We start from the raw sequence: 14,755 nt of genomic DNA, 5'->3' as shown, positions 1-14,755 counted from the left end.
AGCCCACACTGCCATCGGGAACCAGCCCCCGGCCTCACGCCTCCACGCAGGCGTCACCAACGTCATGAGCCAGAACAACTAGATCCCCAATGGTCCCGGTTGCTCGAAGCGATGACAGCGACCGAGCCCACAGCTCGGCCGACCGCCGGTGAGACAGCCCGGGCGCTGCGGGAGATCAGCACCTCGGGCAAGGGACGGCGCCGAGCGACCCCGTCGATCATCCCGGCGAACGAGGTCGCCAGGATGGCCGCCGTGCACCGCTACGACATCCTGGACAGCCCACCGGACGGTGCTTTCGACCGGATCACCGCGCTCGCCGTCCGGCTCTTCGACGTGCCGATCGCCATCGTGAGCATCGTCGACCACGACCGGATCTGGTTCAAGTCTCACCCCGGGGTCGAGATCGACCAGCTCGACCGGGACGGGGGCCTGTGCGCGTCGGCCATCCTGCACGAGGGCCCGTGGATCATCGAGGACGCGGCGGTCGACCTGCGTGCGCTGTCGAACCCGCTGGTGGCCGGCGATTTCGGCCTGAGGTTCTACGCCGGCATCCCGCTGCGCACCCACGACGGCTTCAACCTGGGGACCTTGTGCATCCTGGACCGCGAGCCGCGCACCCTCGACGCCCATGACCTCACGACCCTGGAAGACCTCGCCGCCATCGTCATGAACGACCTGGAGCTTCGGCTCGAGAACCGGCGTAGTGAGCACGACGATTCCGGCGAGGGGCACGCACTACCGGTGAAAAGCGGTGCATGACGGTGGTGCCGCCGGGTCGAGCCCCGCGGTCGGTAGATCGCAGGGTCCCCGGAGGAAACCAGCCGGCGCAAGTGCGCCCGCCAACGACGCCACCGTCCCGACCGGGGCGGGTTCGGCGCACCTCGCCGCGGCCGCGCGCGTCGATCCGGCAGTCAGGGTCGACGACCCCAGCAGGCCAGCTGCTCTGGTCGCCCGGGTCAAGGCCGCGCTGGCGTGGTGGCAGCGAACCCGGGCCGCGCGCGCCAACGCCCGCTTCGGTTCGGCCGGCGGTGGCGTGCTCACCGGAGGGATCGCGTACAGCGCCCTGTTCTCCGTCTTCGCCGGCCTGACGATCGGCTTCACGGTCTTCATGGCGATCCTCGGATCCAACACCGCGCTGCGCCAGGACGTGCTCAACACCCTGGCGACGTCGCTGCCCGGACTCATCGACACCGGCGACGGCAACGGTCTGCTCGAACCCGACAAGCTCGTGGTGAGCGCGGGACTGAACGTTGCGGGCGTGATCGCGGTCGTCGTCCTGCTGCTCAACGCGATGGCCGCGCTGCGCACCGCGGTCAGGGCAATGTTCGGTGCGAACGGCGTCGGCGGGAACGCCGTGCACGGCAAGCTCCGCGAGCTGGCAGGTTTCGCCGAGATGGCGCTGGCCGTACTCATCTCGGCCGTGCTCAGCCTCGTGGTGACGACGGCGGCCAGTTGGCTTCTCGAACTCGTGGGCCTGAGTCAGGCAGCGGGAGCGGTTGTACGCATTTTGGGGATCGTGGTCGCGTTCGTCGTGGACGCAGGGATCTTCGCCCTGATCGTCGTCGTCCTGGCCGGATTGCACCCCCCAACGCGGGACCTGCGTCGCGGGGCGGCGATCGCCGCGGTCGGCATCGGCGCAGTGCGGGTCCTCGGCACGAGTGTCGTGGCCGGCAGCGCCGGCGACAACGCGCTGCTCGCCTCGTTCGCTGTACTGGTCACGCTACTGATCTGGATCAATCTCATCGCACGCATCGTGCTCCTCGCCGCAGCATGGACCGCTAACCCCCCCCACCCAGTACTGCGGCCACCACGACAGCCTCGACTGCATCCTGACGCCGGTCACGTTCTCCGGTTCCCTCAGTTGGGCGCGGGTGCATCTGCGGAAGCGGTTGAGCTCGTAGAGGTGGCAAGAAGATCGCCCCTCGTCGAAAGGTCCTCCCGATGCGCCGCCAATTTTCGCTGGTAGCCGTACTCTCCCTTGCCCTCGCAACAACTGCCGCTTGCAGCAGCACTGACACGGCCGAGCCGGCCACCTCGGCCGCCACAACCGTGGAGACACCGATGGAGGCGGCGAGCCCGGACGCGATGACGGAGAAGGACGTCGTCGACACCGCGGTCGCTGCAGGGGACTTCACGACGCTTGCCACCGCGCTCACCGCGGCCGGACTGGTCGACACGCTCAAAGGCGAGGGACCCTTCACGGTATTCGCCCCCACCGATGAGGCCTTCGCCGCGCTCCCGGCGGGCACTCTCGACGCGCTCCTCGCGGACCCCACTGGTGACCTCACGAGCATCCTGACCTACCACGTCGTACCCGGAAAGGTCATGGCCGCCGACGTCCTCGCACTCGACGGCCAGAAGGTCGCGACCGTCAACGGTGCCGAGATCACCGTGAACGTCGACGGCAGCACGGTCTCGTTGACCGACGCGAAGGGCAACACGGTCAACGTCACCCAGACCGACATCGAAGCCAGCAACGGGGTCATCCACGTCATCGACGCAGTCCTCATGCCCTGACCAGCGTGAGCCTTCGAAAACCCATTCCTGATCTGAGGAGGATTCCATGCTCGTGCAGCAGATGAACAAGCTCGGCATCTCCAGTGACGCTCCGGAGACATCCCGCACGCGGAGCGGTTCGGCATCTTCATTGGGTTGTGGGCGCCCACGTTCTTCGCTCTCGCGGGCCAGGTCGCGCAGGCGGAGGACCGGCAATAGAGCCTTGTCGTTTCATGGAGACAACGATGACCGGCATCAAGACCGGCTCCGTCGAAAAGACGGTCTGGCTCGCGACTGGCCCCAGCCGGCCGGCTCGAGCCAGCACCCCAAGGACCTACGACGTCGTCGTGATCGGCGCGGGTCCTGCGGGGGTGAGCGCCGCGGTGCGGACAGCCGAGATTGGCGCGCGAACGGTGCTCGTGGAGGCGGCACGAGTGGGGGGCCTGTGTGAACACGGGCTGCGTGCCGACTCGGCCAACTGGCCCGCACAGTTCGGGTGCTGCAAGATGCTCGGACAGCCGGCGACTTCGGCGTCGAGGTACCTGCCGTGAACTTGGCAACCTGCCCTACGGGCTCGCCTGAGCAGGGGCCGGCGTCGCGACTGCACCGGCCGCGACGCCGCAGCAGTGGCTCCGAAGTTGATTGCGGTGCTCAGTTGGCGGAGCGGCGCGCGTGGTTCCGGCGGCGAAGCGTGTGCCGCCGGGATCGTCGTGACCCGAGCCCGAAACGTCGCTCCGGCGTGATGGCTCGCTGTCGGTACACTCGGTTGGGAAGGTCTGTTCTGGAAGGTCGCCTTGGCCGCCCGGACCAAGTTGGGGCTCGTCCGGGGAGAGGGATTCACGCGGCATTTACGGGGCAAAAACCCTCGGTCCCGACCGGTCTCTTTCAAGCCTCGACAGTTCGCCCGTAGAAGCAAAAGCCCAGGTCATCGGCCCATTTCGGACATAGTCGGCCAGGGTCGGACCCATACGAATTGGGATTGATCCTTGCAGGGGGTCGCAGGTTCAAATCCTGTCAGCCCGACAAAAGCCCAGGTCAGAAGCAATTTCTGACCTGGGCTCTTGGTGTCACGGGGCAATAACAGGGAAAGAACGTGGCAGAAGCAATTCCTGAGCGCATCGTGCCTAGCGCGTTTGTGCAGGTGAGAGGCTCGCCGCGAAGCTCGGTGAGTGCCGAAGTTCTCGTTGAGACAATGGGCGCTCGCAGGTTCAAATCAACCCTCGAGCGGCGAGCACGCAGGTCACAGGGTCAGGCTTGCGCGGAGATCCGATCAGGGCGTCGACTTGGCCCCGGGCGCAGCAGTGGGAGGTCCCGCCCGAAGTCCCTGTTGATCCACGGGTTGGCCAGGCAAATCACAACTGTCTCCGGCCGGTGGTACTCGTAGCCCACCCACACGTCGACACCCGCTGGTACGGCGCCGGGGCCATCTCCCGCTTCACGCACCGAAAGTCGCTTTGTTCGTTTGAGGGTCGGTTGAGTGCGGGTCTACACGGCGGCGGAGAAGCGGTCGAGGAAGCTGGCGAAGGTGGCCCGCTCGTCCTGGGTCCACCCTGAGGTCAGGGCCACGAGGCGGTCGAGGCGATAGGCGCTGGCTCGTCGGCGAAAGTCGTGGCCGACCGCGGTGGTCTCGATAACGGTTTCTCGTCGGTCGGTCGTGGAGGTGGCACGCGCGATCATCCCGGCGTTCTCGGCTCGGGTGACGAGCCTGCTGGCGGTGGAGTGGGCGACGTCGAGCTGGTCGGCGATCTCGCGGACGCTCGCCGAGGAGCCGGATCGGGCGACGGCTTCCAGGACGAGCAGGGTGGAGAGCTCGACGCGGGTGCCGGTGTCGGTGAGGATCGCGGGTGCGTCGAAGAAATGCCGCAGTCGCAGGAGTGCTTGATCCATGAGTTCCAGGTCCGACGCGGAGTTCGTCATCATTGATGTATCGTACATGCAAGATGTATGTACTGTGCACGTGTGAGCAGAAGGTAGGACGAGGCCATGGCGGCGATCCTGGTGACCGGAGCGAGTGGGAACGTCGGGGGCGCCGTCGTGCGGGCGCTGGACGCGGCCGGGGCCGACGTGCGGCGGGCGCAACGCCCCGGCGGGCCGGGCGGGCCGGGGACGGTGGACTTCGACTTCACCGACCCCGCGACCTGGGCGCAGGCGTTCGCGGGGGTCGAGTCGATGTTCCTGGTGCGCCCACCGGCGGTCGGCAACGTCAAGCGCGACCTGGTGCCCGCGGTCTCCGCGGCCCGAGATGCGGGTGTGCGCCACGTGGTGTTCTTGTCGTTGCAGGGCGCGCAGACGAACAAGGTCGTGCCGCACGCGGCCGTGGAGAAGTGGTTGCGTGCGTCGGGCATGGATTGGACGTTCGTGCGGGCGTCGTTCTTCCACCAGAACCTGTCCACGACCCACGTGTCCGACGTGCGGGACCGCAACGAGATCGTGGTGCCGGCCGGGCGTGGGGCGACGGCGTTCGTGGACGCCGACGACGTCGGAGCGGTCGCCGCCGCGGCGTTGCTCGACCCGGCCGCGCACCGCAACACCGCCTGGACCATCACGGGTCCAGAGGCGCTGACATACGACGAGGTCGCCCGAATCCTGACCGCCGAGCTCGGCCGCCCGATCCGGTACGCCCGACCGGGGGTGCTTCGGTACGCCCGGCACGCCCGCCAGAACCTGGGCATGGGGTGGGGCATGGTCGCGGTCACCTCGGCCATCTACACCACGGCGCGCCTGGGCATGGCGGCCGGGCTGAGCGATGACGTGCGCACGGTGCTCGGGCGCGACCCGATCGACTTCGCCGAGTTCGCCTATCGCGAACGAGCCGTCTGGAATCCCGACCCGGTGATCCCCACCGTGTGAAGTCCGCTTCCGCGCCGCCATCGACCTCGCTTGGCCCTGCTCGTGAAGGAGAAGATCGTGAAGCTCGCTCTGATCGGTGCTACCGGACGTACCGGCACGCATGTGCTGGCCGCTGCCCTCGGACGCGGCCACGACGTGACCGCACTGGTTCGTGACCCGGACAAGCTGGACTCCCGGACCCGGGCAGCCGTTCGTGTCGTGGTCGGCGACGCGACCGAACCCGAGGCCCTGACCGACCTGCTCACCGGAGTGGACGCGGTGGTGTCCGCACTGGGACCCACGAGCAAGGAAGGGGACCTGCACACCCGCACCGCCGATGCATTGATCGCGATCATGGCGCGCACCGGTCCGCGCCGGTTCGTCGGGGTCTCGGGCGCCGGGATCGATGTGCCGGGTGATCGCAAGTCCGCCGCCAACAAGGTCATCTCCGCGTTGATCCAGTTGCTCGGTGGCGCCGTCGTCAAGGACAAGCCCGCCGAGTACGCCGCGTGGGCCGCCTCCGACCTCGACTGGACCCTGGTGCGCCCCCCGCGTCTGGTCGACGGCCCCGCGAGCACCCGCCCGCTTGAGCACGACGCCCACCGCTCGACCCGGTCGACCAAGATCACTCGGGCCGATCTCGGCGGGTTCCTGATCGACGTCGTCGAGCGCGACCTTCACCCGCGCCAGGCACCCTTCGTCGCGACCCCCAGAGCCTGACTGCTGCTGAGGCCGCGTGGCCACACTCAGAGCAGGGAGAGGATCCGGTGCAGTGCTGCCGCGACGGCGTCGCGAGGTGGGACTCCTTCGGCGAGGGCGGTCACTGCTGCCCCGTCGGCCACGGCGAGCACCAGGGCGGCGGTGTCGTCGTCGGCGGGGAGTGAGGTGCGGACCAGAACGGTGTGGACGAGGCCTTTGAGCCGGTTGTTCCACGTCGCCACCACAGGGCGCAGTCTGTGGTGGCGGCCGGCATCGAGATAGCGCTCGTGCACCAGCAGCATCTGCTCGCTCGAGGCGTCGCCACCCATGATGCGCACGATCGCCTGGGACGCTTGCGCGCGATCGATTGTCGCCGGCAGCGCGTCGACGACCGCGCCGGCGCGAGTCGCCCATCCTTGCGCGAGGTGCTGCAGGGCCTGGTCGCACAGGTCGTCAGCGGAGTCGAAGTAGTAGGTCGTGGACGCCAGCGGCAACCCTGCCCGTGCGGCGACGGCCCGGTGGCTCAGCGCGGCCAGCCCCTGCTCGAGGAGGAGGTTCGCTGCTGCTTCGATGAGTGCGAGTCGCCGCTGTGCGCCGCGGGCGTACCGCGGCACATCGTCCGATGCCATGTCAGTGCGCTGTGCTCGTCAGTTGCAGACCGACCACACCCGCCACGATGAGCACGATGGAGACGAGCTTGAGGACCTCGGTCGACTCCCCGAAGAAGAGCATTCCTGCAACGGCGGTGCCGACGGCCCCGATGCCTGTCCAGACCGCATAGGCCGATCCGACGGGGAGCGTGCGCAGAGCAAGTGACAGCAGGGTGAAGCTGGCCGCCGCGAACACAACGAACAGCGCGCTGGGCACCGGACGACTGAAGCCGTCGCTCGCCTTGAGGGACAGTGCGAAGCCGGTCTCGAACAAGCCGGCGATGATCACGAGTGCCCGAGCCACAGTCGGGCTCCTTTCATTCTGGTACGGGTGTACCAGTAATATGGCACGGGTGTACTGGAATGGCAAGCAACCAGGGGCACTCCGGCAGGGAAGCTGCCCACCTTGACGTCGGTGACGCCGGAGTCGCGGACCGCCGATTCGATCGCGTGGGCGAGCCCGTCATCAGCGAGCACGAGCATCGGGATCGGCTGGTACGCCACCCGTGCAGGTCCCAGCGTCAAGGACACGCACTCCGCGGGACACTCATACCGCGTCGAGGAGCTGCTCGATGGGGTGCGCGCACAAGAGGCCGAACGTCTGCGCGTAGGCGTAGGCGTCGGCGCGCCCAGCCCAGACGCGGCGCTTCTGCTCGTCGTAGCTGGTCACCTGAGCCACGGCCATGCCCCCTCTCTGTTCGACCTTGCGTGCGAGGCGGCTTGCGATCGGTGGTCAACCTGATCGAGTTGAGTCGGCGGGCATGATCCGTGGACTCTGATCCGGCGGTCGATGCGGCTTAGGCTCGTCCATGCTAAAGACGCGTGATGATGCGTTCGCGCTGGAAGCGGCCCGCCGTCGCAGCGAAGACTGCGACGTCGATCACCAGGAGGGCGGCCGACGCGAGCAATGCGATGGAGACGTCGAAGAGCAGCAGCCCGGTCGCCTGACCGACGACGAGGGCGACGACCGGGAGGATGATCAGCACCGCCGAGCCCTGGGCATCCTGCACCGTCGTGGACCGCCCGGACATGGCCACGATGAGGCAGGTCGCCAGAAAGGCGAGGAGCGGGACCAGTGCGACGATGAGGATCGCCCACGTCCAGGTCGGGAAGAACAGACCGCCCATGAGCGGCGCCCCGAGGGCATTGACCAGGACCGTGTAGACCACGAACGAGACCCAGCTGAGCAGCACCGACGGAATCACCGAGACGAGCACCTTGGCCAGCACGAGCTCGCGGTCGGTGATCGGCGTGTAGAGCAGCCCCTCGATGGTGCGACGCTCCTTCTCTCCAACGAAGCTGGAGCTCCCGGTGATGCTCGCAACCATCACCGGGATGATGAGGAAGAACGGGGCCATGAAGTAGACGATGACGGCGTAGACCACGGTCTGGGCCGTGGAGTAAGTGGCGGGCACGACCCGATCCGGCAGGTGGTCCAGGAACCCCTGCAGGCCGTTGATCGACGACGCGAGCACGGCGTTGTTGCCCAGGATGATGATGGCCGCCGGAAGGAGCACGGCGAGCATCAGCGGAATGATGACCAGCGGGGCCACCGCCTGCTTGTTGCGCGCGAGCTCGCGCCAGTCCTTGCGCATCACGGCCCAGACTCGCTGACGGTTGATCATGGCGTCGTCCCGTTGTTGATCGTGTCGAAGTAGAGGTCCTGGATCGTCGGCTGCTGGGGGATCACGGCGCGGATCTGCAACTCGTTGCGGACCAGTGCGGCCACCACGAGCGAGATGGACTCCTCCTGCGTCACGCAAAAACGCAGGTTGCCGTCGGCGATCTCGACCGGTCCGCCGACGACCGAGGCGACGGTCTGCTCGGCGACGGCCAGGTCGCCGTCGACCGTGAGCAGGTACCGCTGCTCGGGCCAGCGTCGGTGCAGCAGCTGCCGGACCTCACCGACGACGATCAGGGAGCCGTTCTTGAGGATGCCGATGTCGTCGCAGAGCGCCTCGAGCCCCTGAAGCTGGTGGGTACAGATGATCACCGTGGTGTGCAGGGTGCGGATCATCTCGTGGAGGTAGTCGATCAGGTCAGCGGAGGCCTCCGGGTCGAGGCCGGCGGTCGGTTCGTCGAGGAAGAGCAGGTCGGGTTCGTGGAGCACGGCGCGCCCGACCGAGAGCTTTTGCCGCATCCCCTTGCTGAGCTCGCCGACCAGCGAGTCGACGCGATCGGACAGACCCAGGACGTCGAGGACCTCGCCGGTCCGCCGCTCGATGGTGGGGGTGGCGAGGCCGTGCAGCTCGCCCCAGAACCGCAGGTTGTCGCGCACGCTGAGCGACTCGTACAGGCTCGTGTCGGTCTGTACCCCGATCCTGGCCCGCAGCGCGTCGGCGTTGGACCGTGTCAGGGTCTCGCCGAAAAGTGTCACCTCGCCGCGAGTCGGCGTCAGCAGGCCGGTCAGTAGCCGCACCGTGGTGGTCTTGCCGGCCCCGTTGGGCCCAAGCAGTCCGAAAGCGCGACCGGTGGACACGTGGAGCGACAGGTCCGAGACGACCTCGCGGCTCCCGAACAGCTTCGTCAGGCCCGCCGCTACCACGGTGGGCTCGGACCCGCCCCCTGGATCGAAGGCGGGGACGACGACGGCGGTCGCCTGGGTCGGGCGCTGCAGTGCGGTCACGAGGTTGGTGCGCCCTTCAAGTTGACGAATGGGACGCCACCGGGTGCGTTGGCCCAGTTCATCAGGCCTGGTGCGGATCGGCACACCTCCTTGGGTCGATCAGGTCGCAGCTGGGCAGTCCGATGGTCTGTGCCGGTTCGAGCGGTCATGTTGTGCCTCAATCTGAGGTGGCGGAGTCGAGCGCGGGCAGGCGGGCGGCGCGCGAGGCGGGCCACAGTGCGGCCAGGACGCCGACCACGGAGGCCATCGCGGCGAGCTGGGCCCACGGGATCGCGAGCGTGGTGCGGCCGACTCCGGCGAACACTCCGGGCATCGCCGCCGCCCCGGCGACCCGCGAGCGACGCCCACGACGGCTCCGACCCGGTCGGCCCTCAGCGCGGTCGCTCTCCTGGCGGGGTGCGGCGGTGATGAGTTGGAAGTCGATCCTGACCTGCGCGGGTGGCACGACCCGGGCGAGAGGCTCGTCAGGGATGATGATGGGATCGCGGCTCATGAGCGCCAGCCTTGCTTCGGTCCGTCGATGGCCTGGGGCTGTGTCCTCCTTGCGTGGTCAGTCGGGTCGATCTGTGTGGTCTCCGGGTTGTAGGTGATGGCGTCGAGGTGGTACTCGAGGTAAGCAAACTCGCCCTCGGGGCTAGTGGTGTGCCAGCAGCCCTCCCCGTAGGTGGCCAGGCGCCGGGTGCCGAGGCGGGCGTAGTCGCGCACAGGCGTCGACCAGCGCTGTGGGGTGGTGGCGCCGTCGAGGGTGGTGCTCATCCGGTCGTCGGAGACGAAGTCGACCAGGTCGCCGTCGTCGAAGGTGAGGTCGGCGGTGACGGTCTGCGTGCCGTTGGTGAACACGCCGCGCACGTGGTGGTCGTCGAGGGGTTGCCAGGTGATCGGTGCGTCGACAAGGGCTGCGGGGGCCAGGATGCACAGGTCGTTGAACAGGGTCACGGTCTCGGCCCGGTCCATGTCGGGACCTGCGGCGTTGACCATCGGCACCACCGAGCACACCTTGACGCGCATGGTCGCGGTCGGGCCGACCAGGACGTGCAGGACGTCGACCGGCAGGCCGAACATGGTGGCGTCCATCCAGAACAGTCGGCTGGGCGCGGGACCGAACGTGTTGACCTGCTCGCCGGTATACGTCATCCAGCGCGCCTTCGGACCGGAGCGGATCCGGCCGTGGATGCGGGCGTGGACGGACACCACGCGGGGCTGGCCGAGGGCCCCAGACCGGCGGACGTACTCGGCGACCAGGTCCGGCAGGTGGGCCAGGTCGGCCTCGGTCACCACGGCCCCCGCGCCCGTTTCGGGGTGGGGTTCGCCGAGCGCGACGGCGGTTCGGCGCTGGTACTCGGCGCGGTAGCTTGCCGGACCGTGGGAGGCGAAGGTGTATCCCAGTGCGGCCAGGAGCAGGAGATTCGCCGCCGTGCCGGTCCGGGCGTCGTCCCACGACGTGACGATCACGGCTTGGGAGACCACCACGGCGAGGCTGCCGACCACCCACCACCGGCGGTTGCGGGCGGCGAGCAGCACCCCGGTGGCCACGATCGCCGCCGCAGCGGTCAGCCAAGCGAGACCCATGGTCGGGCTGATCGGTTCGGGCAGGGCGTCCACCTCAGCCCAGCCCAGTCCCTTGGCCGCGCCGAGCAGGTGGATCAGGCCATGCCCGACCACCACCACGACGACGAACCGTCGCATCACAGTCCTCATCGGAGCACCTCCTGGTGGGTGGGGGACCGCTCCTCCTGGGATAGGCGGATCGAGGCGACCACGGCGATCGCTCCGGTGAACAGGTACAGGCCCTGGAGCCAGCTGAAGCCCTCGACGAGGACGGTCTCACCGGCGATCCAGCCGACCATGACGGCGCCCGCTGCCGCGCTGATGACCGTTGCCCGCCTCCAGTCGGCCATCAGGGCGGTGGCCCCGATCGTCGCGCTGCCGCCGATGATCGCGGCGAGGAAGATCCCGGGCACGACGAACGACTCGAACGGGGTGTGCCGGAGCAGGGTGGTGGGCACCCCGAGGCCGCCGGCGACCAGGGCGATCCCGCCGCCCACTGCCGAGACCGCGTTGAACAGGTGGAGTCCGACGACGGTTCGTCGCATGGCTGGCATGGTGTGCGCCTCGGGGTTCTGGTGGGTTGCGCTGGGGATGGTGGTCGCCATCGGGGGGCCTCAGTCGGAGGACACGGCGTCGAGGACGGGCAGGCGGGCGGCGCGGGACGCGGGCCACAGTGCGGCCAAGACCCCGACGGCGGCGGCCAGGGCCACCATCCCGGCGAGCTGCGCCCACGGGATCGCGAGTGTCGTGAGGCCGACTCCGGTGAACACTCCGGGAAGTGCCGCCGCTACGGCCACCCCGAGGGCGACGCCGACGACGGTGCCGAACACGGCGGTCAGGACACTCTCGATGGTGATGATCCCGGCGAGCTGGAGCCGGCCCAGGCCGACGGCGCGCATGAGGCCGATCTCCCGGGTCCGTTCGATCACGGACAGCGCCAACGTGTTGACGATGCCGAGGACCGCGATCACGATCGACAACCCCAGCAGCGCGTACAAGATCACCAGGATCTCGTTGACCTGGTCGGCTAGCGCGGCGGCGAAGTCCTCGGAGTCGAGCACGGAGAGCACGACGTAGGGGGCGGCGACGCCGACGAGGTCGGCACGCAGCGCGGCCGGTGTCGTGCCGGGTGCTGCGGTGATCAGGAGGTCCTCGATGGTGGTCTGGGCGGGTTCGACGACCTGGGCGAGCAGGTCGTCGGAGGCGATGATCGGGGAGCCGATCAGCTGGGTGTCGACGATCGCGCCGATCCGGGCGGTGGTGGTGGCTGTGGCGGTGGTGAACGTCATCTGGTCGCCGAGCGACCAGCCGCGTTCGGTGGCGGTGTCGTTCTTGACGGCGATCTGGCCGTCGGCGAGGGTGTCGAGCGAGCCGGCGACGGTGTCGATGGCGACGCTGCGGGTGAACGCGGCCGGAGCGATCCCGACGACCATGGTCGGGCTGTCGGGCGAGGCGGTCTCGCCCGGTCCGGCTGCGATGGCCGGTCCGTAGCTGAGCACGTCGAGCGCGGCGACCGAGTCGAGGCCGCGGACGTCCGCGACGGCGCCGAGCGGCACGCTGCCGGTGGCGGATTGCACGGAGAAGTCCGAGGTCCACCCGGCGTCGACGATGGACTTCGTGGAGGCGGTGGCGGAGGCGGCCAGGACCGAGACGGCCCCGACCAGGGCCATGCCGATCATCAGTGCGCCGGCGGTGTTCGCGGTGCGCCGGGGGTGGCGGATCACGTTGCCGCGGGCCAGGCGGCCCAGCGGCTTGACCCCGGTGACGAACACCGCGGCCAGCACGCCCAGGGTGTGCCGGGCGATCACGGGGGCCAGGAGCAGCACCCCGACGACCAGAGCGAGCGCGCCGAGGCCGAGGAGCGTCTCGCCGTTGGTCTCTGGTGCGACCAGGGCCGAGATCAGCCCGGCCACACCCGGCACGACGACGAGCAGCCCGGCGATCGTGCGGGTGCGCAGAGACTTCTCGGTCGCGGTGGCCTCCCGCATGGCCTCGACCGGAGCGGTCAATGCGGCGCGGCGGGCCGGCAGGGCGGCGGCGATGACGCTGACGACGGTGCCGATGAGCAGCGAGATGACCACGGTGGAGGTGTCCAGTGGGATGGACCCGGACAGGTCCATGCCGACCATCTCGAAGCCGATGCGCAGCAGTGAGACCAGGCCCAGCCCGGCGGCGATCCCGAGGGCGGACCCGGCCAGACCCACCACGGCGGCCTGGGTCAGGATGGAGGCGAACACCTGGATGGGGGAGGCGCCGATGGCGCGCAGCAGGGCGAACTCGCGCATCCGCTCGCGCACCGACATGGAGAACGTGTTGGAGATGATGAACGCCCCCACGAACAGGGAGATTCCGGCGAAGATCAGCATGAACGTCGCCACGAACGCCGCGGTCGCGGTCGCCACATCGACGTAGACGATGGTGGCTCCGGCTGCCGGGGCCCCGAAGGACACCTCGCCGACGACCTGCACATCTTGGATCTGCCCGGCCACCACGGTGCTGGTCTGCTCGCCCACGGACAGCCCGGAGGAGGCCAGGGTCGCAGACTCCAGCGCGATCTCGCCCGGCCCGGCCGGTGCGCGGCCGGTCACGACCTTCACCGTGGAGTCGTCGGGGTACAGGGCCATCGCGAAGCTCGGCGACTGGGTGGACTGCACCGCGGTGCCGTCCGCGCCGACCAGCACGATCGGCCCGGAGATGTCCGCGAACGCCTTGTCCACGCCATCCACGCCCGCGATCGTGCCAGCGAGGGCGGCCGGGATGGTGTTTCGGGTTTCGCCCGTGGTGCCGGTCGTGCTCAGCCCGGCGGCCGGCTCGGCGCCGCGCACGTACGTGTCGGCGGGCATGGAGGAGTCCACGATCCCGTCGAACGTGGAGCTCATCATGGTGCGCAGCGAGAACGTGCCGGCCACGAACGCGACCCCGAGGGTGACGGCCAGGACGGACAGCAGGAACCGGACCAGGTGTGCGCGGATCCCGCGCAGCGCGACGCGGCCCATCAGGCGCCGACCGAGGTGAGCTCACGGGCGCTGGCGGCGTCGTCGACGGCGCTCAGGGACCCGAGGATCTCCAGGACCGAGGCCTGGGTCGGGTTGGTCAGCTCGGCGACCAGGCGACCGTCTGCCAGGAATAGCACCCGGTGGGCGTAGGCGGCGGCGCGGGGGTCGTGGGTGACCATGACCACGGACTGGCCCAGGTCGTCCACCGAGCGGCGCAAGAACGCCAGCAGCTCGGTGGAGGACTTGGAGTCGAGGTTGCCGGTCGGTTCGTCCGCGAAGATCACCGCGGGCCGCGCGGCCAGCGCCCGGGCACACGCCACGCGCTGCTGCTGCCCGCCGGACAGCTCGGAGGGGCGGTGGTGCAGGCGTTTGGCCAGCCCGACGGCGGCCACGATCGCGTCGAAGTGGGTGCGGTCGACCGGGCGGCGGGCGATGTCCAGCGGCAGGGTGATGTTCTCCGCCGCGGTCAGGGTGGGCACGAGGTTGAACGCCTGGAATATGAACCCCAACCGGGTCCGGCGCAGCCGGGTCAGCTGGCGCTGGTTCATCGACCCGACGTCCTCGCCGTCGATCACGACGGTGCCCGCGGTGACAGTGTCCAGGCCGGCCATGCAGTGCATAAGGGTGGACTTGCCCGACCCGGACGGGCCCATGATCGCGGTCAGCTCCCCACGGGCGAAGTCCACATCGATCCCCGCCAGGGCCTGCACTGCGGTGTCCCCGGTGCCATAGGTCTTCACCAGGCCCCGTGCCGAGGCGATCACCGACGTCGAGGTGGCCGTCAGGGAGGGGATCTCGCGAGGAGTGGTGGTCACGTTGCTGGTCATGCTGATCGGGACTGCCCCGGGTTTGGTTGACTCGCGGGGTTGAGTGGTTCAGGCCGCGAGAGCGACTTGATGGAGTGTCTCGTA

17 protein-coding genes are annotated in these 14,755 nt (G+C 69.0%); 6 read left to right on the top strand and 11 right to left on the bottom strand.

Annotated features, from left to right (window positions below; translation table 11 throughout):
• The first annotated feature begins 111 nt into the window (after positions 1 to 111).
• The 4 genes from EUA98_RS18120 (at position 112) to EUA98_RS20495 (ending at position 3,047) form a co-directional block, all read left to right on the top strand.
• Positions 112 to 759, top strand: a complete 648-nt coding sequence (locus tag EUA98_RS18120; protein ID WP_130104100.1) for a GAF domain-containing protein — start codon at positions 112 to 114, stop codon at positions 757 to 759.
• A complete protein-coding gene (locus EUA98_RS18115) occupies positions 752 to 1,966 on the top strand; it encodes a YihY/virulence factor BrkB family protein (RefSeq protein ID WP_130104099.1) in 1,215 nt (404 codons plus the stop codon). Before EUA98_RS18120 ends, EUA98_RS18115 begins: the two co-directional genes overlap by 8 nt.
• A 95-nt stretch (positions 1,967 to 2,061) precedes the next feature.
• Positions 2,062 to 2,517, top strand: a complete 456-nt coding sequence (locus EUA98_RS18110; RefSeq protein ID WP_242511698.1) for a fasciclin domain-containing protein — start codon at positions 2,062 to 2,064, stop codon at positions 2,515 to 2,517.
• Positions 2,518 to 2,741: 224 nt separating this feature from the next.
• Positions 2,742 to 3,047: an FAD-dependent oxidoreductase gene (locus EUA98_RS20495; protein ID WP_305038293.1), complete on the top strand. Its 306-nt coding sequence runs from the start codon at positions 2,742 to 2,744 to the stop codon at positions 3,045 to 3,047.
• 934 nt (positions 3,048 to 3,981) lie between these two features.
• Here the strand turns inward: EUA98_RS20495 and EUA98_RS18100 are convergent.
• Positions 3,982 to 4,416 (bottom strand): MarR family winged helix-turn-helix transcriptional regulator, encoded by a 435-nt coding sequence (locus EUA98_RS18100; protein WP_165372900.1) that lies wholly within the window; start codon positions 4,414 to 4,416, stop codon positions 3,982 to 3,984.
• A 63-nt stretch (positions 4,417 to 4,479) separates the two neighbouring features.
• Between EUA98_RS18100 and EUA98_RS18095 the strand changes: the two genes are divergently transcribed.
• Positions 4,480 to 5,346, top strand: a complete 867-nt coding sequence (locus EUA98_RS18095) for an NmrA family NAD(P)-binding protein (protein ID WP_130104096.1) — start codon at positions 4,480 to 4,482, stop codon at positions 5,344 to 5,346.
• 57 nt (positions 5,347 to 5,403) lie between these two features.
• Positions 5,404 to 6,045: an NAD(P)-dependent oxidoreductase gene (locus EUA98_RS18090; protein WP_165372899.1), complete on the top strand. Its 642-nt coding sequence runs from the start codon at positions 5,404 to 5,406 to the stop codon at positions 6,043 to 6,045.
• Positions 6,046 to 6,071: 26 nt separating this feature from the next.
• Here the strand turns inward: EUA98_RS18090 and EUA98_RS18085 are convergent, their stop codons facing one another.
• From EUA98_RS18085 to EUA98_RS18045, 10 genes are all read right to left on the bottom strand, one after another.
• Positions 6,072 to 6,653, bottom strand: coding sequence for a TetR/AcrR family transcriptional regulator (locus tag EUA98_RS18085; protein WP_130104094.1), 582 nt, complete (start codon positions 6,651 to 6,653; stop codon positions 6,072 to 6,074).
• A 1-nt stretch (position 6,654) separates the two neighbouring features.
• Positions 6,655 to 6,978 (bottom strand): DMT family transporter, encoded by a 324-nt coding sequence (locus tag EUA98_RS18080; RefSeq protein WP_130104093.1) that lies wholly within the window; start codon positions 6,976 to 6,978, stop codon positions 6,655 to 6,657.
• 243 nt (positions 6,979 to 7,221) lie between these two features.
• Positions 7,222 to 7,359, bottom strand: a complete 138-nt coding sequence (locus EUA98_RS19910; RefSeq protein ID WP_165372898.1) for a hypothetical protein — start codon at positions 7,357 to 7,359, stop codon at positions 7,222 to 7,224.
• Between the two features lie 127 nt (positions 7,360 to 7,486).
• Complete coding sequence (locus tag EUA98_RS18075) at positions 7,487 to 8,299, bottom strand: ABC transporter permease subunit (RefSeq protein WP_130104092.1); 813 nt, start codon at positions 8,297 to 8,299, stop codon at positions 7,487 to 7,489.
• Positions 8,296 to 9,300 carry an ABC transporter ATP-binding protein gene (locus tag EUA98_RS18070; protein WP_165372897.1) on the bottom strand — a complete coding sequence of 335 codons (1,005 nt, stop codon included), beginning with the start codon at positions 9,298 to 9,300 and terminating at the stop codon, positions 8,296 to 8,298. Before EUA98_RS18070 ends, EUA98_RS18075 begins: the two co-directional genes overlap by 4 nt.
• A gap of 157 nt (positions 9,301 to 9,457) precedes the next feature.
• Positions 9,458 to 9,793 carry a hypothetical protein gene (locus EUA98_RS18065; RefSeq protein ID WP_130104090.1) on the bottom strand — a complete coding sequence of 112 codons (336 nt, stop codon included), beginning with the start codon at positions 9,791 to 9,793 and terminating at the stop codon, positions 9,458 to 9,460.
• Positions 9,790 to 10,998 carry a DUF6544 family protein gene (locus EUA98_RS18060; RefSeq protein ID WP_130104089.1) on the bottom strand — a complete coding sequence of 403 codons (1,209 nt, stop codon included), beginning with the start codon at positions 10,996 to 10,998 and terminating at the stop codon, positions 9,790 to 9,792. The genes EUA98_RS18065 and EUA98_RS18060 overlap by 4 nt, the downstream gene beginning before the upstream one ends.
• On the bottom strand, positions 10,995 to 11,393 hold the full coding sequence (locus EUA98_RS18055) for a hypothetical protein (RefSeq protein WP_130104088.1): 399 nt from the start codon (positions 11,391 to 11,393) through the stop codon (positions 10,995 to 10,997). Before EUA98_RS18055 ends, EUA98_RS18060 begins: the two co-directional genes overlap by 4 nt.
• A 69-nt stretch (positions 11,394 to 11,462) precedes the next feature.
• Positions 11,463 to 13,844, bottom strand: coding sequence for an ABC transporter permease (locus tag EUA98_RS18050; protein WP_130104087.1), 2,382 nt, complete (start codon positions 13,842 to 13,844; stop codon positions 11,463 to 11,465).
• The gene (locus tag EUA98_RS18045) at positions 13,844 to 14,671 is read right to left on the bottom strand and encodes an ABC transporter ATP-binding protein (RefSeq protein ID WP_130104086.1); all 828 of its coding nucleotides are present in this window, start codon (positions 14,669 to 14,671) and stop codon (positions 13,844 to 13,846) included. The genes EUA98_RS18050 and EUA98_RS18045 overlap by 1 nt, the downstream gene beginning before the upstream one ends.
• Positions 14,672 to 14,755: the final 84 nt, after the last annotated feature.

Origin of the sequence: Pengzhenrongella frigida (assembly GCF_004168625.1) — a bacterium.
In the GTDB taxonomy this organism is placed as follows: Bacteria; Actinomycetota; Actinomycetes; order Actinomycetales; family Cellulomonadaceae; genus Pengzhenrongella; species Pengzhenrongella frigida.
This window is presented reverse-complemented; position numbering and strand designations above follow the sequence as displayed.